The organism is Flavobacterium sp. GSP27, assembly GCF_003970395.1.
In the GTDB taxonomy this organism is placed as follows: Bacteria; Bacteroidota; Bacteroidia; order Flavobacteriales; family Flavobacteriaceae; genus Flavobacterium.
Genome location: NZ_RYDP01000004.1, coordinates 1 through 23,280, shown reverse-complemented (window position 1 = coordinate 23,280; position 23,280 = coordinate 1). Strand labels below are relative to the sequence as shown.

Annotated in this window: 24 protein-coding genes, 2 tRNA genes and 1 pseudogene; 15 read left to right on the top strand and 12 right to left on the bottom strand. The window is 35.4% G+C overall.

The features are described 5' to 3' along the window. The first annotated feature begins 135 nt into the window (after window positions 1–135). The 4 genes from EKM05_RS04835 (at window position 136) to EKM05_RS04820 (ending at window position 2,919) form a co-directional block, all read left to right on the top strand. Window positions 136–999 (top strand): outer membrane beta-barrel protein, encoded by an 864-nt coding sequence (locus EKM05_RS04835; protein ID WP_126553870.1) that lies wholly within the window; start codon window positions 136–138, stop codon window positions 997–999. A 352-nt stretch (window positions 1,000–1,351) separates the two neighbouring features. Beyond that, window positions 1,352–1,669, top strand: a complete 318-nt coding sequence (trxA, locus tag EKM05_RS04830; protein ID WP_126454285.1) for a thioredoxin — start codon at window positions 1,352–1,354, stop codon at window positions 1,667–1,669. 163 nt (window positions 1,670–1,832) lie between these two features. After that, window positions 1,833–2,759: a DUF58 domain-containing protein gene (locus EKM05_RS04825; protein ID WP_126553868.1), complete on the top strand. Its 927-nt coding sequence runs from the start codon at window positions 1,833–1,835 to the stop codon at window positions 2,757–2,759. An 86-nt stretch (window positions 2,760–2,845) separates the two neighbouring features. Then, window positions 2,846–2,919 (top strand) — tRNA-Asp (locus EKM05_RS04820). Window positions 2,920–3,137: 218 nt separating this feature from the next. On the opposite strand, the gene EKM05_RS04815 is transcribed toward EKM05_RS04820, so the two are convergent. Next, window positions 3,138–3,638, bottom strand: a complete 501-nt coding sequence (locus EKM05_RS04815) for a DUF456 domain-containing protein (protein WP_126553866.1) — start codon at window positions 3,636–3,638, stop codon at window positions 3,138–3,140. Window positions 3,639–3,958: 320 nt separating this feature from the next. Between EKM05_RS04815 and EKM05_RS04810 the strand changes: the two genes are divergently transcribed. Beyond that, window positions 3,959–4,435 carry a hypothetical protein gene (locus tag EKM05_RS04810; protein ID WP_126457504.1) on the top strand — a complete coding sequence of 159 codons (477 nt, stop codon included), beginning with the start codon at window positions 3,959–3,961 and terminating at the stop codon, window positions 4,433–4,435. 84 nt (window positions 4,436–4,519) lie between these two features. On the opposite strand, the gene EKM05_RS04805 is transcribed toward EKM05_RS04810, so the two are convergent. Further along, the gene (locus tag EKM05_RS04805) at window positions 4,520–5,620 is read right to left on the bottom strand and encodes a glycosyltransferase (protein WP_126553864.1); all 1,101 of its coding nucleotides are present in this window, start codon (window positions 5,618–5,620) and stop codon (window positions 4,520–4,522) included. A 7-nt stretch (window positions 5,621–5,627) separates the two neighbouring features. Further along, complete coding sequence (locus EKM05_RS04800) at window positions 5,628–6,614, bottom strand: lysylphosphatidylglycerol synthase domain-containing protein (RefSeq protein WP_126553862.1); 987 nt, start codon at window positions 6,612–6,614, stop codon at window positions 5,628–5,630. Window positions 6,615–6,777: 163 nt separating this feature from the next. On the opposite strand from EKM05_RS04800, the gene ruvC reads away from it, so the two are divergent. The 6 genes from ruvC (at window position 6,778) to EKM05_RS04770 (ending at window position 11,406) form a co-directional block, all read left to right on the top strand. Beyond that, window positions 6,778–7,332, top strand: coding sequence for a crossover junction endodeoxyribonuclease RuvC (ruvC, locus tag EKM05_RS04795; RefSeq protein WP_091203117.1), 555 nt, complete (start codon window positions 6,778–6,780; stop codon window positions 7,330–7,332). Window positions 7,333–7,437: 105 nt separating this feature from the next. Continuing rightward, window positions 7,438–7,770 carry a four helix bundle protein gene (locus tag EKM05_RS04790; protein ID WP_126553859.1) on the top strand — a complete coding sequence of 111 codons (333 nt, stop codon included), beginning with the start codon at window positions 7,438–7,440 and terminating at the stop codon, window positions 7,768–7,770. 127 nt (window positions 7,771–7,897) lie between these two features. Then, a complete protein-coding gene (hemW, locus tag EKM05_RS04785; RefSeq protein ID WP_126553857.1) occupies window positions 7,898–9,025 on the top strand; it encodes a radical SAM family heme chaperone HemW in 1,128 nt (375 codons plus the stop codon). 422 nt (window positions 9,026–9,447) lie between these two features. Beyond that, complete coding sequence (locus EKM05_RS04780) at window positions 9,448–10,236, top strand: cyclase family protein (protein ID WP_126553855.1); 789 nt, start codon at window positions 9,448–9,450, stop codon at window positions 10,234–10,236. A gap of 20 nt (window positions 10,237–10,256) precedes the next feature. Then, on the top strand, window positions 10,257–10,628 hold the full coding sequence (locus tag EKM05_RS04775) for an MmcQ/YjbR family DNA-binding protein (protein ID WP_126553853.1): 372 nt from the start codon (window positions 10,257–10,259) through the stop codon (window positions 10,626–10,628). A gap of 67 nt (window positions 10,629–10,695) precedes the next feature. Further along, window positions 10,696–11,406, top strand: a complete 711-nt coding sequence (locus EKM05_RS04770) for a PH domain-containing protein (protein ID WP_126553851.1) — start codon at window positions 10,696–10,698, stop codon at window positions 11,404–11,406. A gap of 75 nt (window positions 11,407–11,481) precedes the next feature. Here the strand turns inward: EKM05_RS04770 and EKM05_RS04765 are convergent. From EKM05_RS04765 to EKM05_RS04755, 3 genes and pseudogenes are all read right to left on the bottom strand, one after another. After that, window positions 11,482–12,323, bottom strand: a pseudogene (locus EKM05_RS04765) (DUF4407 domain-containing protein). 195 nt (window positions 12,324–12,518) lie between these two features. Beyond that, window positions 12,519–14,120, bottom strand: coding sequence for a phosphoenolpyruvate carboxykinase (ATP) (pckA, locus tag EKM05_RS04760; RefSeq protein WP_126553848.1), 1,602 nt, complete (start codon window positions 14,118–14,120; stop codon window positions 12,519–12,521). Between the two features lie 74 nt (window positions 14,121–14,194). Then, window positions 14,195–14,587 (bottom strand): DUF423 domain-containing protein, encoded by a 393-nt coding sequence (locus EKM05_RS04755; protein ID WP_126457494.1) that lies wholly within the window; start codon window positions 14,585–14,587, stop codon window positions 14,195–14,197. A 227-nt stretch (window positions 14,588–14,814) separates the two neighbouring features. Here EKM05_RS04755 and EKM05_RS04750 point away from each other — a divergent pair, with 227 nt between their 5' ends. Beyond that, window positions 14,815–16,185 carry a saccharopine dehydrogenase family protein gene (locus tag EKM05_RS04750; RefSeq protein WP_126553846.1) on the top strand — a complete coding sequence of 457 codons (1,371 nt, stop codon included), beginning with the start codon at window positions 14,815–14,817 and terminating at the stop codon, window positions 16,183–16,185. Between the two features lie 68 nt (window positions 16,186–16,253). On the opposite strand, the gene EKM05_RS04745 is transcribed toward EKM05_RS04750, so the two are convergent. The 4 genes from EKM05_RS04745 to EKM05_RS04730 form a co-directional block, all read right to left on the bottom strand. Continuing rightward, window positions 16,254–17,714: a M56 family metallopeptidase gene (locus tag EKM05_RS04745; protein ID WP_126553844.1), complete on the bottom strand. Its 1,461-nt coding sequence runs from the start codon at window positions 17,712–17,714 to the stop codon at window positions 16,254–16,256. Next, window positions 17,711–18,085 carry a BlaI/MecI/CopY family transcriptional regulator gene (locus EKM05_RS04740; protein WP_126553842.1) on the bottom strand — a complete coding sequence of 125 codons (375 nt, stop codon included), beginning with the start codon at window positions 18,083–18,085 and terminating at the stop codon, window positions 17,711–17,713. The genes EKM05_RS04745 and EKM05_RS04740 overlap by 4 nt, the downstream gene beginning before the upstream one ends. 1 nt (window position 18,086) lies before the next feature. Beyond that, complete coding sequence (locus EKM05_RS04735) at window positions 18,087–18,437, bottom strand: hypothetical protein (RefSeq protein WP_233584084.1); 351 nt, start codon at window positions 18,435–18,437, stop codon at window positions 18,087–18,089. Between the two features lie 376 nt (window positions 18,438–18,813). Further along, the gene (locus tag EKM05_RS04730) at window positions 18,814–20,202 is read right to left on the bottom strand and encodes a dipeptidase (protein ID WP_126553838.1); all 1,389 of its coding nucleotides are present in this window, start codon (window positions 20,200–20,202) and stop codon (window positions 18,814–18,816) included. 107 nt (window positions 20,203–20,309) lie between these two features. On the opposite strand from EKM05_RS04730, the gene EKM05_RS04725 reads away from it, so the two are divergent. The 3 genes from EKM05_RS04725 (at window position 20,310) to EKM05_RS04715 (ending at window position 22,289) form a co-directional block, all read left to right on the top strand. Then, a tRNA-Leu gene (locus tag EKM05_RS04725) sits at window positions 20,310–20,391 on the top strand. A gap of 464 nt (window positions 20,392–20,855) precedes the next feature. After that, window positions 20,856–21,926 (top strand): Fic family protein, encoded by a 1,071-nt coding sequence (locus tag EKM05_RS04720; RefSeq protein ID WP_126553836.1) that lies wholly within the window; start codon window positions 20,856–20,858, stop codon window positions 21,924–21,926. Window positions 21,927–22,082: 156 nt separating this feature from the next. Further along, entirely contained in the window at window positions 22,083–22,289 is a 207-nt protein-coding gene (locus EKM05_RS04715) for a hypothetical protein (protein WP_199736775.1), read from the top strand. A 41-nt stretch (window positions 22,290–22,330) separates the two neighbouring features. Here the strand turns inward: EKM05_RS04715 and EKM05_RS04710 are convergent, their stop codons facing one another. After that, on the bottom strand, window positions 22,331–22,666 hold the full coding sequence (locus tag EKM05_RS04710; protein WP_126553834.1) for a DUF1493 family protein: 336 nt from the start codon (window positions 22,664–22,666) through the stop codon (window positions 22,331–22,333). A gap of 2 nt (window positions 22,667–22,668) precedes the next feature. Then, window positions 22,669–23,280 (bottom strand): hypothetical protein (locus tag EKM05_RS14355; protein ID WP_158614843.1); only part of this gene is annotated, 612 nt, incomplete at its 5' end.

Genomic DNA, 23,280 nt, shown 5'->3' with positions numbered 1-23,280 from the left:
TTAAAATTATGCGCGCACAGTAAAAATTTAGCTTGGCGTTTGACAGAACTGTTGTTTGCGCTTTTTACGGCCTAAAAAGCCCGGAATCGTTGGGTAAATTTACATTATGTTTGTGTGAATTAAACAACAATAATCATGAAAAAGAATTTATTTTTATTTGGATTTATGTTTTGTTCTATGATTGTGATAGGGCAAACGGAAAAAAAGGAAAGTTGGTATTTTAAATTAGGAGGATCCTATTTTCTTCAGACAGCCGCAACTGAATTCCCTACTGTTGGAGGCCAGTCTGCACTAAGTACAGTTTATGTAGGAGGCGATTTAGTTTCAGAGGAGAGTGTTACGGGGTCTTTTGGAGAAGGTTTTCGCACATCTGGCAGTGTTGGATACCGTTTTACGGATCGTTTGGGTCTGGAAATGGGAATCAATTATTATAATAGTACGGATAAAACAATGGTCAAAAGAGTCGATGATGGCGCTACAACACTGCGATCCGTTGGGCAAATTACAGCTTTTGATTTAGCTCCTGCACTTGTGTTTTTTCTGGGAGAAGTAAAAGGATTTGAAACTTACTCTAAAGTTGGGGTAATTGTGCCTGTTCACGGGGATTTGACGATTGAAACAAATGCCGTTGCTGGCGCTGGTGTAAATGTATTTAGCAAGGATGTCATCAAGCCAAATCCTACAGTAGGTTTTCAAGCGGCGTTAGGGACTTCGTATAAATTGGCCAAAAACCTTTCGGCTTTTGCAGAATTGGAATACCGTAACTTTACTGTTCATGGAAAAGATAAAGAAACAACGGAATTTACGGTTAATGGAGTAGATCGATTGAATACGCGTACAATATCTCAGATACATTCGAATTATTCAGACCGTTTAGACAGTAACTCTAATAACGCTCAGTTTAATACCGTGGATACTTCCAGACCTACGGATGAGCTGAGTTCTTATGTTGGAATCAGCGGATTGGGATTAACACTTGGAGTAAAATACAGTTTATAAACACAAAAAGTTAGATTTTTTAAAAAGACTATCTGAAATGACGGTCTTTTTTTAGGAATAAATATTTTGGTTTTCAGGAAACCCCTAGCCCTGATGGGAGCGGCATCTCCCGATTTAGAAAAACAAGGCTTTTTTAGCCGTAGTTTTTGTTAATTGGGAATACAGCGTACAGCAGGAAATAGCTCCAAATAAGTAATAAATGGAGGTACACTGAATGTGTTGAATAAGAATTGGCAATGTATTAATAGGTAAAACTAATTCAGGAATAGTGTTTGATTAGTTTTTAATTTCTAAATTTGTATTCTAGTTTTGAATTTTAAAAATTCAAACGATAAACTTTAAATAAAATAGTATGGCATTAGCAATAACAGACGCGAATTTTGAAGAATTAGTTTTGAAATCTGACAAACCGGTAATGGTGGACTTTTGGGCTGCTTGGTGTGGACCGTGTAGAATGGTAGGACCAATCATTGATGAATTGAGTACGGAATACGAAGGAAAAGTAGTTATAGGAAAAGTAGATGTGGATGCAAATCAAGAATTTGCTGCCAAATACGGAGTAAGAAATATACCAACTGTTTTGGTTTTTCACAACGGAGAAGTAGTAGGAAAGCAAGTAGGAGTTGCTCCAAAGCAAACCTACGCGGATAGTTTAGACGCATTGTTGTAATCAGTAGATTATGATTTATATAGGATCTGTACTGGATTCAGAGAAAAGGTTTGGCGAGAGTCAAGCCTTTTTTTTGTTTAAGCTGAATTTATTTCAGTTCCTAAATTGAGTTTCTGTAATAGTTTAATTTTTAAATCGTTCAATCTTTTAATATATTTGGGATATGAAGATCGAATCGCAAATAGAGAAAATTTCTAGTTTCCAGCATCTGGAATTGCTGGCGCATCAAGTGGTGGAAGGATTTATTTCTGGAATGCATAAAAGTCCGTTTCATGGATTTTCGGCTGAATTTGCGGAGCATAAAGTGTATAACGCAGGCGAAAGTACCAAACATATTGATTGGAAGCTGTTTGCCAAAACGGAACGCTTGTACGTCAAGCGATTTGAAGAAGAGACAAATTTGCGGTGTCATATTATCATTGATAATTCCTCATCGATGCATTATCCGAAATTGAAAGAGAATCAGAATTTTTTTGAGAATAAGATTGGTTTTTCAGTTTTGGCTTCAGCAGTATTAATGAATCTCTTGAAGAAGCAACGTGATGCTGTGGGGCTAAGTGTGTTTTCGGACAGTTACGAGTACTACGCGCCTGAAAAAGGCAGTGATCGCCACCATCGAATGATTTTGAATGCGCTTGAAGGACTTTTAGAGAAATCTGCGACTACTAAAAGTACGGATGCAATTACTTTCTTGCATCAAATAGCCGAGAAAATCCACCGCCGTTCGATGATTATTGTATTTACCGATATGTTTCAATCCGGTAATGAAAAAGCGCTGTTTGATGCCTTACAACATTTGAAACACAACAAGCATAAAGTGGTTTTGTTTCATGTTGTTGACAATAAAACAGAGCTTAATTTTGACTATGATAACGCTCCACGAAAGTTTATTGATATAGAAACAGGAGAGGAAGTAGCAGTTTTTGCCGATAATGTGAAGGAGGAATATGAAAAACAAGTAGAAATGTACTTCAATAAGTTGGCTTTAACGTGCTCTCAAAACCGAATAAAGTATATTCCGGTGAGTGTGAATGAAAGTTTTGAAAAAATAGTACTGACGTACTTGGTTGAAAAACAAAACTTTGGGTGATAGTACGGTTTTTTATCAATTATTTTTTCAAAAAACACTTGCGTAAACGGAAATCTATTGTATCTTTGCCACCGCAATAACGCAGAGGTTTGGTAGTTCAGTTGGTTAGAATACATGCCTGTCACGCATGGGGTCGCGGGTTCGAGTCCCGTCCAGACCGCAATATTGGGGAAAGCCTTTCGTAACAGAAAGGCTTTTTTGCCCCTAAAAGGTTTTTAACGTTAGTTGTGTTGTTTGCTGCGAATTTGTAACTCGTAGCGGGTTTAGTAGTTAGACCAATGAAAAGCTTTCCACTTTGTGGATAGCTTTTTTGATTTAAATGTAGCAGGTTTGGGAGTTCAGTGGGTTAGCATACATGCCTTTCATTTCGTATTTCCCTTAAAATAACTCAGATTTATAATTCCAGACAATCCACACAAACAATCCTAAATACATCACGCAAACCACAAATTTCATAAAGCTGGATGCCAGAAACCCTATAAAGGAACCTGTAGCCGCTCTCAAAGCTCGACTATGGTCTTTAAAATCATAAATAAGTTCACCTATCAACGCACCAACAAAAGGGCCGATAATGAATCCAAAAGGGACAGGAGCAAGAATCCCCACGATCAATCCGATGTTAGTGCCCCAAATACCATAGGAGCTTCCGCCAAATCGCTTAGTTCCCTTTGCCGGAATCACGTAATCTAAAACCGATAGGATCACGGTGATCAATAAAGTAATTCCTAAAATCCAATAATTTACCGGAACAGCATTTGTGAAATACAGTAATGCCAATCCAACCCAACTGATGCCAGGTCCGGGCAGAACCGGTAAAAAACTACCCAAAACGCCTAAAATCATACACATAAAACCAAGAACCAAAAGCAGTACATCCATAAATTTATTTTTACTAATTTTGAACACTCAAAAGTATTGAATTTTTATTTGAAAGAGTTTGATGCGCTTTTTTTGATTTTTTCGATAAAAAATCAGACCCAAACTCGGTATTGAATTAGGAGGAATTTTATAAATATACAATCCAAACTGCTGTTCTTCCAGATCGATTGGTGGCTTCGTATTCCGATCAAAAAGAAATTGCCGCTGCGATCAAAAAGAAATTGTTTGCTGAAAACTACGAAGATTATTTGCTTTCGAAAGCATCTCAAAAAAAATAATTGTATTTTTATAGAATATTAGTCCAATTCAAACACAAAACCTTGAAGCAGAATTACCTTTTTTTAGTATTTATATTTTTTAATTCCTGTCAATACTTAGACAAGCAAATTCCCTCGGAAAAAGAATTGTTGCAAAAGGAACTGAAATCCATCAACTGGAAAGAAGTCGATGAATACCCATCAGTAGTAGATTGTGAAAAAATAGAAGATAAAAAGCAACGCCAACAGTGTTTTTTTGATGTTTTAACCCAGCTGATTCAGGAGAAATTGAGTGTGGATACCCTTGCAATTCTTTATCCGGAACTGGATACGATTGAAGTTAAGGTCACGGTTTTTCCAAATGCAACGATGCAATTTGAGCCGCAGTTTCCCAAAGATTCCGTGGCTTATGACAAAATCAAAATTGACAGTATTCTTAAAGTTCGTTTAGTTGATTTTCCAAAAATTAACCCAGCTATCAAGCGCGGTATTCCCGTAAAAATACAATTTATTCTTCCGGTGATTCTCAAAGTAGAGTAGTTCTTAAAAGGATTTTCGAATGAAGAGTAGCTATTTTTGATTTCAGATTACGTTAGTATTTACTTTTTGGCTCGGATCAGGATTCTAAAATCTTCTGCCTTTCCATTCGTATTTTCCAAACACAGAATACAAAGCCACGCTTGTACTAAAAAAAGGATAAAACAAACTGCTCAAAATCAAATAACGTATTTTGGTTTTGGTTAAAAAAGAGTTGGTTTCGTATATCAAAACAGCATCAACAAGAAATTTTAAAAGGAACAGTAAAACTATATTTAGAAACGGAATAACGCCCAACACCCAACACCCAGCGCCTATCACCAAACACAAATTCCCCGCAAATACTAACAGTCCCAATCCTTTCCCGAAAGTACTTTGATACGAACTTGTTTTAGAGGCCCAGCGAACGCGCTGATGGAATAATGATTTCCAATTGTTCAATGGCCTTGTGGTGACAATAGTATTTCGAGATTTTAGATAATGCACCTTTTCAGGGGATTTTGCAATCGCTTTTTGCAACAGGAACACATCGTCGCCACTGGCAATGCTGTCATTTCCTTCGAAGCCATTCAGTTTTTGGAAAAAGGATTTCGTGTACGCAAAGTTGGCGCCATTGCACATAAATCCTTTGTTAATACCAAAACTCCCAATGGTTGCGCCTTGTAAACTCGCCAAATCCAATTGCTGAAAATGATGCAAAAATGAATTGCCACAATCATACGTTACTGCCCCGGCAATCATCGCCACATCATGGAGCTGAATGTAATTGTCCAAGGTCAATAACCAGTTTTTATCAACTACACAATCGGCATCGGTGGTGATAATCCAGTCTGCATTTACAATTTGCATCGCATTTACAATTGCATCTTTCTTGGGTGAGTTTGAAATCCGAATGTTCTTTATTATCCGAACACGAAACACTGAGCACGAAACACGGAACACTTCTTCCGATTCATCGTCGACCAAAATCACTTCGAACAATTCCATCGGATAATTCAGCTTCGACAAACTGTCTAATAGAATGGGTAAATTTTCAGCTTCATTCCGAAAAGGAACGATAATTGAGAATTTTGTTTTTGGCCGTAAGCCAATATAATCAATTGTACTCACTTTAATGAGACCATAAATCAAAAGTCCAATAAAAACGGCATAAATCAAAAGCACCAAAAATAAAATATTTGTAATCATAATTATTTTAATAAGTTTTATCTCTCTCTCCTTTAGGGAGTCCCGAAGCTCCGGGAGGAGAGAGGATTTTAAAGTTCAACACATAATAAGTGCCAATTATTACGGGTAAAACCACATTCAAAAACCACATTAAAGTCGAAATGAAAATAACAATCCATTCATTTACACCTAAAATCCCAAAGAAATAAACCGCAACACTTCCTTTTACGGCAAAGTCTAAAAATTGAAAAGTAGGCAAGGAAGAAGCTAAGAAATAAACAGAGGAAATGGTGGCAATTAGGGTAAAATAAGGCAAGTCAACATCAAAAGCCAGAAACAAAAAGTAGTATTGGTGCGAGAAAACAAGATAGCGACAAATACCCAAAAAGATATTTTTTTGATGAATGGGTTTTGGAATTTCATTAATCTTATGGATCAGTTTTTCGATCGAATACCCTTTGATAGTAATTTTTTTGGCCGTAAATAAAACAATGAAGAGAAGTATCAGAAATCCAAAAAGTAACGCTATTGTTTTTGTGGTAATCACATGGTACTGCGCATTAAAAAATAGCAATCCGAAAACCCCAAAAATAACGGTCAATATCATTTGGATTCCGTTGCAGATCAGATTTAAGAATATGACTTTTTTAGTGTTTAATTTATCAAAAAAAAACGCTTTCCCGGCATATTCTCCAACTCCATTGGGTGTAAAAAGTCCAGCGGTTAATGCGCCAAGAACTTGTTTGGTTGCTGTTCCTACTGAGATTTCATGAATGAATTCAACTAAGTTTTGCCATTTCAAAATTTCAAAAAACCGATTTAAAACACTCAGTAGTAAAATAAAGGCGATTCCGCCAATAGACTGATTTTTCTGGAATAAAACGATGAATTTCTGCCAATCCAGTTTGTCATTATTAGCCAATTGATTGTAAATAAAATAAAACGCACCGCCCACAATCAAAACTTTGATTAGAAGTACGAGGAATTGCTTAGTTTTGTGTGGAATTGTAATCATACCGCAAAGAAAAGAAAAAGTATTTTGAAAAAGCTATTTCACAAAGATTCACAAAGAAATTACTAAGCAGTGCAAAGTTTTTTGTTTGGTCGATTGTAAAATTAATCTTTGTGTACCTCTGTGTTCCCTTTGAGTATCTTTGTGTAATAAAAAACTAAAACTTTTGGCAAACGAGCGCATCATATTAGGAATTGACCCCGGAACGACGATTATGGGTTTTGGATTGATAAAAATTGTCAATAAAAAAATGGAGTTTTTGCAGCTGAACGAATTGCAATTGTCCAAATACGACAATCATTATCAAAAACTCAAAATCATTTTTGAACGCACCATTGAGTTAATCGATACCCACAATCCAGACGAAATTGCGATTGAAGCGCCTTTCTTTGGTAAAAACGTACAATCGATGCTAAAGTTAGGACGCGCGCAAGGCGTGGCTATGGCAGCGGGACTTTCGAGAGACATTCCCATTACGGAGTACGAACCTAAGAAAATAAAAATGGCGATTACCGGAAATGGAAACGCCAGCAAAGAACAAGTTGCCAAAATGCTACAGCAACTTTTAGGATTAAAAGAATTGCCTAAAAATCTTGACAGTACAGATGGATTAGCAGCTGCGGTTTGTCATTTTTTCAATTCTGGGAAAGTGGTGGGAGAGAAAAGTTATACCGGTTGGGATGCTTTTGTGAAACAAAACGAAGAACGAATAAAAAAGTGATCAGTGTTCAGTACTTTAGTGTTCAGTAGTGTTGGACTGGGATGAGTAGTCAGTTTTCAGCAGTTTTAATTAAGTAAGAGTATTCCGTTTTTTAAATTGTATCATATGAGATTCCAAGATTTATTAGCCTATAAAAAATCATTTCCAAAGGAAGAAACCTATTCATTAACGGATCAAATTCGGCGTTCTTCAAGGAGTGTTCCTGCAACTATTGCCGAAGCCTATAGAAAGAGGATTTACCCTAAACATTTTTATAGTAAGTTGACCGATTCTGATGGAGAAAATTCAGAAACACAAGTGTGGTTAGAGTTTTCTGTGTCTTGTAAATATATTTCTGAAGCTATTTATCAGGAATTTATCTCTGAAAGTTTAGAAATTGGAAAACTTGTTAATTATATGATATTGAACCCTGAAAAGTTTGGAGTTAAAAAGGAGTGATTAGTGTTCAGTTTTTTAGTATTCAGTACATATATGATTACTAAATAACTGCTCACTGAACACTTTCTTAAGACTGAATACTAAAAATCTGACCACTGACCACTTTCTTAAAACTGACCACTACTAAATGAGCGGAATCTACATCCATATCCCTTTTTGCAAGCAAGCGTGTCATTACTGCGATTTTCATTTTTCAACATCGATGAAGAAGAAAGAAGAAATGGTTTTGGCTATTGCCAAAGAAATTCAAATGCGTAAAAGCGAATTTAAAAACGAAATTGTCGAAACCATTTATTTTGGCGGAGGAACGCCAAGTGTTTTAACTTCAGCAGAAATTAATTTCCTGATTGCGGAAGTGTACAAATACTATTCTGTTTCAGATAATCCTGAAATTACACTGGAAGCCAATCCAGATGATTTGTCAAGTGAACGAATAATCGAATTATCTAAAAGCAAAATTAATCGGCTAAGTATTGGGATTCAGTCGTTCTTTGAAGACGATTTACAATTGATGAACCGAGCTCATAATTCGGCGGAAGCCAGAAAATGTTTAGAAGTTGCTACTCAGTATTTTGACAACATTTCTCTCGACCTAATATACGGAATTCCGGGAATGAGCGATGAGAAATGGAAACAAAACATTGAAACAGCATTGAGTTTTGGGATTCCGCATATTTCGAGTTATGCTTTGACGGTAGAGCCTAAAACAGCGTTGAATAAACTGATACAAACAGGAAAAATTGCCGCTCCCAAAGATGAAGTGGCACAAGAACATTTTGCTATTTTGGTACAAACGCTCGAAGCCAATGCTTTTATTCATTATGAATTATCTAATTTTGGGAAGTCAACTTATTTTTCCAGAAACAATTCGGCATATTGGTTAGGAAAAAAATACATTGGAATTGGTCCTTCAGCACACAGTTATGATGGTGTTTCCAGAAGTTGGAATGTGTCGAATAATGCGCTGTATTTAAAATCCATTCAAGAGGGTAAATTACCCAATGAAATCGAAATTCTTTCTGTTATGGACCGATATAATGAATATGTTATGACGGGCTTGCGAACGATTTGGGGTGTTTCTTTGGATAGAATTGAAACCGAATTTGGAACTGAATATTTGGAATATTTGAACAATCAATCTCGAAAATTTCTTGATGATGATTTGCTTTTTATTGAAAATGGGATTTTAAAGCCAACCAAAAAAGGAAAATTTTTGACAGATGGAATTGCTTCAGATTTATTTATCGTGAACTAGTTTCAGGATCTATTGAATTTTAATTGATTTTGTATGGAAAAAGGATTTACATATATTTTGACGAATAAAAACAGTACTGTTTCGTAGGTGGGTGCCACAAAAAATTTAAAAAACAGAATTGATTATCATAGAAATGGTACAGGGGGCAGTTTTTACAAAAAAATAGAATGCTACAATTTTAATCTATTTGGAAGATTTTGAGGATTTAAGTGATGACTAAAATTTAATGTCGTATTTTAATAATTGCGACAATATATCTTTCTTGCTACTTAAGTGCTATCTTTAAAAGAGAAAAACAACTTAAAAATTGGCATAAAGACTGGAAATGGAATGTTGCAAAATTTTTAAATCCTGAATTAAAAGATTTATATTTGAACTTATAAAGTATCTCCAGATGAGATGCTGAAATAAATTCAGCGTAAATGTTAGCAACAATCCAACATAACAACCAAGCCATTGAAGTCGATTTATCAAAACCCATTGATATTTCGATTCCATTAACAAATACAGACGAGAATCCAATTGCTTGGTATATCGAGAAACCAGTCATTGAACCCGTTATTTTTGGGGATTGGATAGGGAAAGTTTCGGAAGGAAAGTCGTCTACTAATTTCAATAATATTTTCTTCAATCCACACGGACACGGAACGCATACGGAATGTTTGGGACATATTACACGTGAATTTTACAGTGTTAATCAATCTTTGAAACAGTTTATTTTTTTAGCTGAGTTGATTTCGGTTGTCCCGGAAATGCAAGGAGGAGATCTAGTGATTACACTGGATAACATCTCGACTGCGCTCGATGTGACACTGAAATTAGGTATTCCAAAAGAAGCCTTAATTATTAGAACTCTACCTAATTTTAAAATAAAAAAATCTTTAAAATATTCGAATACGAATCCGCCTTATCTAAATGAAGATGCTGCGTTATTCATTCGCGAAAGCGGGATTCAGCACTTGCTAATTGATTTGCCCAGCGTGGATAAAGAGCATGATGAAGGGAAATTATTGGCACACAAAGCCTTTTGGAATGTGACCGATGTCAACAATCTGAATGCAGAAGCCAGATTGAATTGTACGATTACGGAGATGATTTTTGTGGCTGATGAAGTGAAAGATGGCGGTTATTTGTTGAATTTACAAATTGCCTCTTTTGAAAATGATGCGAGTCCGAGTAAGCCGGTTTTGTACGCTATTTTAAATGATTGAATGAAAAATAATTTCAAGAGATGAACCTGGAAACGTACTACGAATATTGCTTGTCTAAAAAAGGAGTAACGGAACACTTTCCTTTTGACGAAGATACATTGGTGTTTAAAGTGGGTGGAAAAATGTTTGCATTGTCTTCTTTAAGTCAGTGGGAGAAAGTACAGCCATCAGTTAATTTAAAATGTGATCCAGAGCGTGCTCAGGAATTGCGGGCTGAATACGTTGACATTCAACCGGGTTTTCACATGAGTAAAACCCATTGGAATACAGTTGCTGTAAATGAATCAGTTGCGGATGCATTACTCAAAGAGTTGGTGGATCATTCCTATGATTTGGTTTTCAAAAGTTTAACAAAGAAATTGCAGAGTGAAATTCAAGAATTAGAAGATTAGGTGTTACTTTTGCCAAGAAAAGTCGAATAAAATTATAAATGCGTAAGGAATAAATTCAGCATATCACATGAAAGAACAATTTAAAAAGTTTTTAAACGAAGAACAAGACTCAAAAGCCATTGAAAAAATCGCTTCAAAACTGAGTGATTTATTGATGAAAAATGAAGAAATCGGATATATTGCTGTTCAAAAAAAACCAGCGATTACTGTTTTGCCGGATAGTATTGTGATGACGAATAAAAGAATTATCATTTGTCAGCCTAAAAATCTGGGACTTTCAATGAATTTTATTGATTACACTTGGGATGAGGTTGAAGGAACTTTTGTAAAAGAAAATATTTTGGGTTCTGAGTTTTCATTTACAACCAAAACAAATATGGAAGTTTCTATTGATTATATTCCTAAAATCCAAGCGCGTAAAATTTTTACGTATGCCAAAGAACAATTGGATATATTGAAAACAGGAGCAGTATTAAATGCAACACTTGTAGATGCAATTCCGTTTTCACCAATGGCAGAAGATGAAATTATTGAAGAAATGGAAACGGAAGAAGTGACTAATTTTGCTGAACTAATGCCTGTTTCACCAACTAATTTCACTGCTGAAAATCAAGATTTTGAAGAGTCTACAGTAATATCAAAAGACAAATCTTTAAGCGATTTATCGCAAGACGAACTTTTTGAAAAATTGCAGAATTATAAAAAATTACTAGATAACGGATTGATTTTGCAAGGCGAATATGACGCTTTCAAAAAAGAAATTTTAAGTTTTATGTAATTAGCTTTAAAGCGGAAAGTCATAAAGTCAAAAGATATTTACTTCCTTTTGACTTTAGGACTTTCGACTTTAGACTTAAAGTGTTCTTTTCTGCTTTTCTACAAAATTATTTGATTGTAATTCGAGCAAATCGGCAGCGTTTTTTCGTTGTAAATCATACAGCTGTTTGTCTTGAGCAATGTCTCCGTACACTTTGTCGTGCATAGTGGCGCTAGTTTTTACCAACAAAGTGCGTTGGTATTTGTCTTGCTCGATTGTTGCTTTCAACGCTGTTTCTATATCTTCTAATTTATAGTCGTATTCCCCTTTTGGAGATAAAAGTTTAGCAATAATAGGAGAAGTTTCAATGGCTAAAAACAGCAACATTATAAAGAACGAAGGCAGCCACGGTAATTTATCCAAGGCATTGATTCGTGCCATTAGACCGTCAAATCCATCAATAATAGGTTGGGTTTCGGTAACTTTTTTGTTTAATCCGATTTGAAATAATTGGCCACTTCCTTTTTGTTATTCAAAGCCATCGCATTTTTCTCTTTCAATAAAACGGTGTTGATTTCTTTCTCGAAGATTTTAATTTCTAATGGTTTCGAAATGACGATCGCAATGATTACCGCCAAAATAATTCGGGGAGTTGCCTGCAGAAATTCACATCCAAATTTATCTCTTTTTCGAATACTGGAAACAATAAAACGATCCAAATTAAATAGGAGTAAACTCCAAACGGTACCAAATGCGATTGCGAGATACATACTGTCAAAGACGGTGAACAATGCATACGAACTGGCAAGAAAAGCCATGACCGCAGTAAAGAAAACAGTGGCGCCAATACCTACATATTTGGTTTGTTCGCCTTCGGAACAGCCTACGAGTAGGTCTTTGTCTGAGCCGGAACACAGAATGAAAAATTGTTTTAACATAATTGATTTTTGATTGCTTCACCAGATTGCTATTCCGGCTCGGATGATTGATGAATATAAATTTAACGACAAAAAACGGATTGTGGTATAAATACTTGATAGGTATTTATTTATGGCTTTTTGTTACGGTTTGTCCTAAATAAAATAGAGCCGCTCTTTACGAACGGCTCTATTGGTTTTTGAATTAATAGTACCTTATGTCAATGGTGCTCCTGCCATAATTTCGGCATTGGCAAATTCTTCAAATTTGGTGAAGTTGGCTTTAAATTTTTGAGCTAATTCTATTGCCTTTTTATCGTAAAGTTCTGGGTCTTCCCATGTATTTCTGGGATTTAGAATTTCGCTAGGAACATTTGGACAGGTTTGCGGTTTTGCAATTCCAAAAACGTGGTGGTTCTCATACGGCACATCGTCCAATTCTCCGTTTAATGCAGCGGTAATCATGGCACGGGTGTATTTTAATTTCATTCGGCTTCCTACTCCGTAAGGGCCACCAGTCCATCCTGTATTGATAAGCCAGACTTTTACATTGGCATCTTTCATTTTTTTAGTTAACATTTCAGCATATCTTGTTGGGTGTAATGGCATAAATGGCGCTCCAAAACACGTCGAGAAATTGGGTTGAGGTTCTGTGATTCCTGCTTCAGTTCCGGCAACTTTTGCTGTGTATCCTGAGATGAAATAATACGCTGCTTGTCCCGGAGTTAGTAGTGCAATGGGAGGCAGGATACCATACGCATCCGCGGTCAAAAAGAATATATTTTTAGGATTTTCTCCAATGGAACCTTGCTGAATATTATCAATATGAAAAATAGGATAACTTACTCTCGTGTTTTGTGTAATGGAAATATCCTCAAAATCAACGTCATTCGTATCTTTATTGATAATTACATTTTCCAGAATTGCTCCTTTTTTTATAGCGCGAAAAATGTCAGGTTCATTTTCTTCAGAAAGGTTGATGACTTTTGCATAACACCCTCCTTCAAAATTGAAAACGGTATTTTCATTCGTCCAACCATGTTCATCGTCGCCAATTAATTTTCTGTTAGGATCAGCTGATAAAGTTGTTTTTCCGGTTCCTGATAATCCAAAGAAGATAGCTGTATCACCATCTTTACCAACGTTGGCACTGCAATGCATTGGTAAGGTGTTTTTGAAAACTGGCAAAATGAAATTCAAGGCAGAGAAAATTCCCTTTTTTATTTCACCTGTATATCCGGTTCCGCCTATTAAAACTACTTTTCGTGTAAAATCAAGAATTGCGAAATTGCTTTGACGTGTTCCGTCTATAATTGGATCTGCCATAAAGCTAGGCACGCAAAGTAAAGTCCATTCAGGGTCGAAGTCTGCTAATTCCTCCATTTCAGGTCTTAAAAACATGTTGTAGCAAAATAAGTTGGCCCAAGCGGTTTCAGTCACTACTCTGACATTTAATCTGTAATTTTGGTCTGAACACACATAAGAATCTCTCACAAAAATTTCTTTGCCGGATAAATAAGCGGTAACCTTGTTGTATAATTTTTCAAAAGCTTCTGGCGAGAAAGGGATGTTTACTTTTCCCCACCACACTTCGTTTTCAGTGACGCTGTCTTTCACGATAAAACGATCCAGCGGAGATCTGCCTGTGTATTCTCCTGTGTTGACCGCTAATGATCCACTTGAAACTTCGATTCCTTGACCAGATTTGATGGTGATGTCGTGTAATTCATCAGGAGATAACTGGTAATGAATTTTTGCATTTTCAATTCCTAATTCTTTTAACGAAATCGATTGCGTGAAAAGTGTGTTATTGTCCATAAATATTTTGTTGTGTAGTTTGTTTTTATAGACTGCAAAAGTAGATATTAAATTTCAGATAGAATTTGTTTCGTCTAAATTTGTGACTTTTTATTTAAAATATTTATCAATAAAACGCCCCAGGCCAGTATTAATAGGAGTCCGCCAATAGGAGTTATAAATCCAATGATGCTAAAATCAAACGAAGTAAGGGTGTTTGTTGCCAATAGATAAATGGAGCCAGAAAATAGAATTACACCGAAAAGCACTAAATTATAGAGCGTTTTTTTTGTTTTTTGAGAGAGGTCTTTCAGGAGTCCAAGAAACAATAAAAACAGTGCATGGTACATTTGGTAGCGTACGCCTGTTTCAAAAGTATTTAATTGCTCAATAGACAGTACTTTTTTTAGGGCATGTGCGCCAAAAGCACCAAAAATTATTGCAATCATTCCCAGAATAGTTCCCGTTGTAAGTATCTTTTTGTCCATGATAATGATGTTTGATGCAAAAGTATTTCATATCTCCTAACTTTAAAAGTATTTGGCACGATACTTTCAAATGAACTTAATTTAACGGTACACTAAGCAGACTAATTTTTTTATTTTTAAAACGTAAAAGAAAGAACGAAAAGAATAAAAGCTTTCTCAGTAAATTATTTTGAGTTATTTGTTATAAATACAACATTTTTGTATGTTTGTGTTGTAAATAAATAAAAATGAGAACAATTTTAATCATCGGGGCGGGAAGATCAGCTTCCTCTTTGATACATTATCTTTTAGACAAATCCGAAAAAGAAAACTTGCATCTAATTATTGGTGATTTGTCTTTGGCTTTAGCTCAGCGTAAAACCAATGATCATAAAAACGCAACTGCAATTGCTTTAGATATTTACGATAATGAGCAACGAAAAAAAGCAATTGAAAATGCTGACATTGTCATCTCGATGTTGCCGGCTCATTTGCATATCGAAGTGGCTAAAGATTGTGTAATATATAAAAAGCATTTGGTTACCGCCTCTTATGTGAGCGATGCCATGCAGGAATTAGATGCTGCCGCCAAAGAAAACAATCTCATTTTCATGAATGAAATTGGACTTGATCCAGGTATTGACCACATGAGTGCGATGAAAGTGATTGATGAAATTAAAGAAAAAGGCGGAGAAATGCTTCTTTTTGAATCTTTTTGTGGTGGACTCGTAGCGCCGGAATCCGACACGAATCTTTGGAATTATAAATTTACCTGGGCACCACGCAATGTGGTTTTGGCAGGACAAGGAGGCGCTGCCAAATTTATTCAGGAAGGAACGTATAAATACATTCCGTATTGTAATTTGTTTCGCAGAACGGAATTTCTAGAAGTGGAAGAGTTTGGCCGATTTGAAGCCTATTCTAATCGGGATTCCTTGAAATACCGAAGTGTGTATGGCTTGGATAATGTACTGACTTTATACCGAGGAACAATCCGTAGAGTTGGTTTTTCTAAAGCTTGGAATATGTTTGTGCAATTAGGAATGACGGATGACAGTTACGTCATGGAGGATTCGGAGAACATGAGTTACAGAGAATACGTGAATTCTTTCTTGCCGTATCATCCCACGGATTCAGTGGAAATTAAGACTCGTTTGATTCTTAAGATTGATCAGGATGATATCATGTGGGACAAATTGTTGGAATTGGACTTGTTCAATCGCAATAAAATTGTAGGCTTGAAGAATGCCACGCCGGCACAAATTCTGGAAAAGATCTTGACTGATAGTTGGACGCTTCAGCAAGATGATAAAGATATGATTGTCATGTATCACAAATTTGGATACGAATTAAATGGCAAAAAAGAACAAATAGATTCCAAAATGGTTTGTATTGGGGATGATCAAACCTACACTGCGATGGCAAAAACTGTAGGCTTGCCTGTTGCAATGGCAACCTTATTAATACTGAATGGTAAAATTACGACTCCCGGAGTTCAATTACCGATTCGTAAGGAAGTGTATGTGCCTATTTTGAAAGAATTAGAGGAATACGGTGTTGTTTTCAAAGAACAATCCATGCCATATTTAGGATACAATCCTGATAAAGAGTTTAGTTAGTAGTTTGTTTTTAGATTTTTAGTTTGATAAATCCGCTCCTTTTGAAGCGGATTTGTTTTTTTATACTATTATGATTTTGAGTGTAAAGTTATTGGGAGGCTATACATTACTCTCACAGGGACGCCGTTCATTTTCCCGGGAATCCATTTCGGGCATATTTTCAAAACACGTATGGCTTCTTCACCGGTTCCAAAACCAATATCTCGTATGTTTTTTATGTCGCTTAAACTGCCGTCTTTTTCTACTATAAAGGTGATGTATATTTTTCCTTTTAAGTTAGGTTGTGTTGGAGTTTTAAAATTATTGCCGACAAATTTGTAAAATTCTGATATTCCTCCGGGAAAATCTGGTTTTTCGGTTATTCCAGCAGTATTGTAGACTTCATTTTCCCCTTTTTGGACAAATTGATTTTCAGAATTGAATGTGTCTATTTCAATTACTTCAGGCGCTCCTTTGCTTAAAGTCGCCAGAAGTTCCTCGTTTGTAGGTAATTTTTTTTGTTTTGATAAGATAGAAGGTATAGATCTCTTTTCGATAGGAGTTAGTTCATTGTATTTTTTTTCGCTGGTAATCTTCCCTTTTTCATCTTTGATTTTAAAAGTAGTTTTGTCGTAATACGTTTTAAATAAATTTCCAGGTTTTACAGGAGTAGTTTCTTTTTTCACATTGGTTTCTTGCGCAACGACTTTCGTACACAATAAAAATAATAAGGCAGTTACTACCGGAATTAATGTTGCTTTTTTTAATAAAGCTTTCGTTTTTGATGTGGTTTTTGTCATCATAAGTAATCGTTTTTTAGTTATTAAATAATTCAAATTACTGGCCAAGTAAAAAGTTTGGTTCTCGTTTGCTTTCGATAATAATAAAGATTGGTAAAACGGAACATTGTTGTAGGAGGTCACTACCTTCTCGTCAGCAAGAAATTCGTGATTGAGTTGTATTGCTTTTTTGTAAAAAATAAAAATTGGGTTGAACCAAAAAACGGTTTTCAATAGTTCGATGAATAAAATATCCAAAGTGTGTTTTTGGGTTACATGTGTGAGTTCATGCGTGTACAATTCAGCTTCAATTTGACGGTTGTTGTACTCCGTTTCGTTGATGAAAATCCTATTCAGAAAAGTATGCGGCAATGTTTTTTCGGGTAGCAAAATCAATTTGGCATTCTTATAATCAATTGGCGAATTCGACTTCATTTTAGATGAAATCTTGATGATATTACTGAGAAAACGTATCGCCAAAACGAGTGTTACTACAGCATACAAACTCCATAATCCTATTGCCAAATAGTTAGTTTCTTCAAGTAGTACAGCGCTTCCTTGCAGTATCTGGATATTTCCCGGATTGACTGCAGACTGCGCTATTTCCTGAATAACTTCAATAGTAATAAAGGGAATCACCATTGAGAAAACAAGGCTGAACAACAGGTAAAACCTATTGAAAACGTGTGTTTTTTCTTTTTCCAAAAACAAATAATACACTGCCAGTAGCACAAATAAAGTGATTGTCGATTTGATTAGAAAGTCGCTCATTTTTTCTTTTTTTGAATTTCACTGTCGATTATTTTCTTGAGTTCTTCCAGTTCCGTTTGAGACAAATTCGTTTCGGTGGTAAAGAAAGAAGCAAATTGCGACGCCGAATTATTGAAAAAATTACTAATCAATCCGTTGACGTGTTTCGAGAAATAATTCGTTTTCTTGACCAATGGATAATATTCCCGGGAGTTCCCAAATTCAGTATACGCTACAAATTGTTTGTCGATCATTCTTTTCAATAAAGTAGCCACGGTTGTGGTTGCCGGTTTTGGTTTTGGATAGGCTTCCAGCAAGTCTTTCATGAAGGCTTTCTCGAGTTTCCAAAGGTGTTCCATGAGTTGTTCTTCTGAGTTTGTTAGTTGTTGCATGTTATTTAATTTCTATTTCGGAAACTGATTCTCCGTTATTGTATTTCTTTATTGTTATTAGTTTTCCATGTTCATTAAAGAACTTCCAGTCACCAAAATAAAACCAATGCGCGTACTTATCACTCGTTTCCATTTTTGTTTTTCCTTTGGACTGTATTTTTCCGTTTTCATGATAAAAAGTAGTGTTGCAGATGTTGTCTTTGTATTTTTCTCTTTTAATAATTTTGCCATTTAAGTAATAACTCCATTTTTTTACGGGATCACCTTTTCTGTATTTTCCAATTGATTTATAATGGGAACTATCCTGTGAGTATTGTTCAATCCAAAGTCCTTCTCTAAGTTTATTTTTCATTTGATTGGTTTTGCAACTAAAGAGGAAAAATAATAAGCCGATTACAATAACAGTTTGTCGCATAAAATAATTTTGTTCTACGAAAATAGAGTTAGCTCTACAAATGTAGAATATAAATTGAAATAAACAAATTTTTATGAAAAATATTTTGGTAGTCAGCGGTTTGCGTTAAGGATGGGAGTGGAAATCCTTTTTATTTTTTTGTTTCAAAAAATAAAAAGATTGAGAACGGACAGCCTGACCACGCTGGAACGATAGTGGAAGCGTGGGAACGCCCAAAAAAAATCCGCCCTGTTTAGAGCGGATGTAGGTTCTCGATACTTTTTTGTTCCGTTTCTCTTTACAAAAAAACTCGAACGGACGGTATCGCCAACTATTATTTAGAAAGTTCTACAAAATATTTGTAAAACAACGGAATGGTTTCAATCCCTTTCAGGTAATTGAAGATTCCGAAATGTTCGTTTGGCGAGTGAATGGCATCACTGTCCAGACCAAATCCCATCAGTATGGTTTTGCTTTTCAACTCTTTTTCGAACAACGCCACGATAGGAATACTTCCCCCGGAGCGCACGGGAATTGCGGGAACGCCAAAGGTTTCTGCATACGCCATATTCGCGGCTTTGTAGCCAATGCTGTCCGTGGGGGTTACATAACCTTGTCCGCCATGATGTGGTTTTACTTTTACGGTAACGCCGGCAGGAGCAATGCTTATGAAATGTTTTGTGAATAATTCCGTAATTTGTTCCCAATCCTGATTAGGAACCAAACGCATGGAAATTTTAGCGAAAGCCTTGCTTGCAATAACGGTTTTGGCACCTTCACCGGTGTAACCACCCCAGATTCCGTTGACGTCCAGTGTAGGGCGAATGGAGTTTCTTTCGTTTGTGTTATAGCCTTTTTCGCCGTAAATGTCATTTAAGTCTAATGCTTTTTTGTAATTGTCTAAGTTGAAAGGCGCTTTGGCCATTTCGGCTCTTTCTTCCAAGGATAATTCTGCTACATTATCATAAAAACCAGGAATGTTAATGTGGTTGTTTTCATCATGAAGCGAAGCAATCATTTTGGCTAAAATATTGATTGGGTTGGCAACCGCTCCACCGTATAATCCGGAATGTAAATCACGGTTTGGTCCCGTTACTTCGACTTCTACGTAACTCAATCCACGTAATCCTGTTGTAATTGACGGTTGTTGATTAGAAATCATTCCGGTGTCTGAAATTAAAATCACGTCATTTTTTAGTTTTTCCTGATTGCGTTCTACGAACCAACTCAAGCTTTTGGAGCCAATTTCCTCTTCGCCTTCAATCATAAACTTCACATTACACGGCAAAGTATTCGATTGAACCATATATTCCAATGCTTTTACGTGCATGTACATTTGGCCTTTGTCATCGCAAGCGCCACGGGCAAAAATAGCGCCGTCGGGATGAGTTTCGGTTTTCTTAATTACGGGTTCAAATGGCGGCGAAGTCCATAATTCAATAGGATCTGCGGGTTGTACGTCATAATGGCCATACACTAAAATGGTTGGTAAATTTGGGTCGATTATTTTTTCGCCATACACGATTGGGTTGCCTGGGGTATCACAGATTTCAACGAAATCGCAGCCTGCTTTTTCCAAACTTGCTTTTACGGCAGCAGCAGTATTGATGATATCTAGTGAGAAAGCAGGATTTGCGCTCACGGAGGGCATTTTTAATAATTCGATTAACTCGTTGATAAAGCGGTCTTTGTGTTCTTGAATGTATGCTTTAATATTTTCCATTATTTAATAATTTTATAATCTCAAAAGTACAAAAAACTGAGTAAATAATTTTTTAAGAAATTCCTTTGAACTTAAGAAGTAATGCTTATATTTGCACTCAGAATTTCGCGGATATGGTGAAATTGGTAGACATGCCAGACTTAGGATCTGGTGCCGCAAGGCGTGTAGGTTCGAGTCCTATTATCCGCACTTTTAAAACCCAAAGTACTAATTATTAGTGTTTTGGGTTTTTTGTTTTTTAAACTTGACCTAATAACAACTCCGTTTCGTGTTGTGAAACTAAAATGAACCTATTTTAATGTAATATAATTAGATTGATACAATAAGTTAAAAACTGTTAAACAGTATCTTTATAACATCGTTTATCTGTTTCTATAGTCTTAACTTGGAATAATAAAAGTTTAGCTGTTTGGTTTTTTGTCCTTAAATAAATGTCTTAGTTTCGTTTTCTGTGTAAATCACTTTATTATGGTGGTTTCCGTTCTTAAATAAAAGATGGGGAGTACCTCAAAAAAAATATTTTACCTCCGTAACTTTTCTTTTTGGTGGTTCTTGTGGGGGGTATGAATTTAATTTTTTTCAAGAAATTGTATTTTTTGAAATCACTACAATATCAAAATAAGTTTTCTAACTTTGTGAATCAATCACATACAATGACAGAAAATTTTACTTTGCAATCCTTACCGCCTAAAGACTTTACAGAATCGATTGCTATATTGAAGCAATTGGCAAAATCGCATCGGTATTTAGCTGAACTCAAAGGCACGGCAAAGACTATTCCAAACGAAAGTATTTTGATTAATACGCTTACACTCCAGGAAGCAAAAGACAGTAGTGAGATTGAAAACATCATCACTACTCACGACGATTTATACAAAGAAAATGTATTGATTGACACCAAGAAACACGCCAGTAAAGAAGTTTTTAATTACGCACAAGGTTTGAAACTTGGTTTTGAAATTGTGCGAAAAGAGAAATTACTTTTAAACAAACATATCTTAACCATTCAAAAGGAGCTGTTACAAAACAATGCTGGATTTAGAACGCAAGCGGGAACAAAATTAGTAAACTCGCTAGGGCAAACGGTCTATACTCCACCACAAAGGGCCAATGAAGTTTTGGACTTAATGGGCAACCTAGAAAAGTTTATAAACGACAATGATTTTTCGGATATTGACCCACTTATAAAAATGGCAATTATACATTATCAGTTTGAAAGTATCCACCCATTTTATGATGGTAACGGACGGACGGGGCGTATTATCAACATTCTCTATTTGGTTTTATCGGGATTGTTAGATATTCCTATTTTGTATTTAAGCCGTTACATTACCCAAAACAAAGCCAATTACTACAAAGTTTTGCAGGGCGTTAGAGAAACTAACGACTGGGAAGCGATGGTGTTGTATATGTTAAAAGGCGTTGAGGTAACTGCAGAGCAAACTATTGTTCTGATTACTAAAATTCGGGATTTAATGGCAGATTATAAAGGTAAAATGCGAACTGAATTACCTAAAATATACAGTCAAGATTTGATAAATATTTTGTTTAGAAATCCTTACACTAAAATTGAGTTTTTGGAAAAAGAATTGAATATTACGCGCCAAACGGCTTCAATTTATTTAGATAAAATTTCAGAAATAGGATTTTTAGAAAAAACCAAAGTCGGAAAATCTAACTATTATATGAATACCGAATTGATAAACGTTTTAATGAATAGTTAAATATGGTAAAAAACCATTGAAAATTTACCGCATAAAAACAACGTGTTAGAAAAATGCTAAAAACTTACCACGTTATGTAAACGTGTTAGAAAAATTGAAAAAATTTAACACGTTAGAAAGTCGTGTTAGGAAAACGACTAAAATGTAACATTACTTTTGAATTTAACTACTGATCAAATTATTAATTACGACGGCAAAATTCCAACCGAAGTTGTAATGGAAGATAAAACAGCCGTTGAGCAAATGAGACTCATACAACAGCTAGAAGATGATGACAAACAAACCATCTTTAAACTTATTGATAAAATGCTTACCAATAAAAAATTTAAAGATTTCTTCGCTAAAAATGTAGCGACTTTATAAAGGGAAGAAAGCCGAGCATTTGCTCGGCTTTTTTTTAAATATTATGATAATGGATCAAACCACTCTTTTCTTTTAGCTACCATTACCATATGAGCAATGGTGATAGATGGTTTTTTGACATATTTTTTTTCAATTTTTTTTCTAAAAATATTAATTAATAAAGCATCTAAAAAATTTAGTTTGTAAAAATATTTATTTGTATCAAAATTAGAATACCCTGATTCTATCTCAAACTTATTTAAAAACTCTTCAAAAATCATTATTGCATCTTCTTTGTCTAAATCTATCGTATTTATAATTGTATTTAGATTATACTCTTTTTTACTAAATAACCATTCATTAAAAAAATCACAAACTTTAGTCTCCAAAAATTCCATATCTAATTATTTGTTAATCCTGCTGCACCTGCTGTTGCTCTTGTTCCTCCAAAAAGCGCTGCGTTTCTACCATAAAACGAAGACCAATTTCTTACCATACCAACTCCGAAAGGAGAAACATAAGGAAGTCTTGTAACAGCTCCTCCAAATAAGCTGATTTTAGCATTACCATAAACTGATTTATAAAAAACTGACGATTTTAAAGTTCCTTTTGAAGCTCCTCCTAAAACCTTTAAACCTAACGAAGATTTCGACAGCATCGTAACACCCATTTTTAATTCACCTGCTCCAGTTATTAAATTGAATGCGTCTAGTACTAAATCAGTTAATCCCATTCCAACTCCTTGCGGACCTTTCATTGATATTGAATATCCATTATCTCTTAACTCTGGACCTAATGCGCCTCTAGGAGTAGCCATAACTTCAACACCATCAACAAAAATTCTGTCGTGACCATCGCCTGTTCTTGTAACTTCTGCCGTTTTATTTTTAGTGTTAATTCGCACATCGTCATCTGGACTATCCATCTGATGCATTGCATGATTGAGTCCACTAACCACTAAACCCGTAACTGCGCCTTGCCAAAAGTTTCCTCCAGTTAATGCTGCACCAGC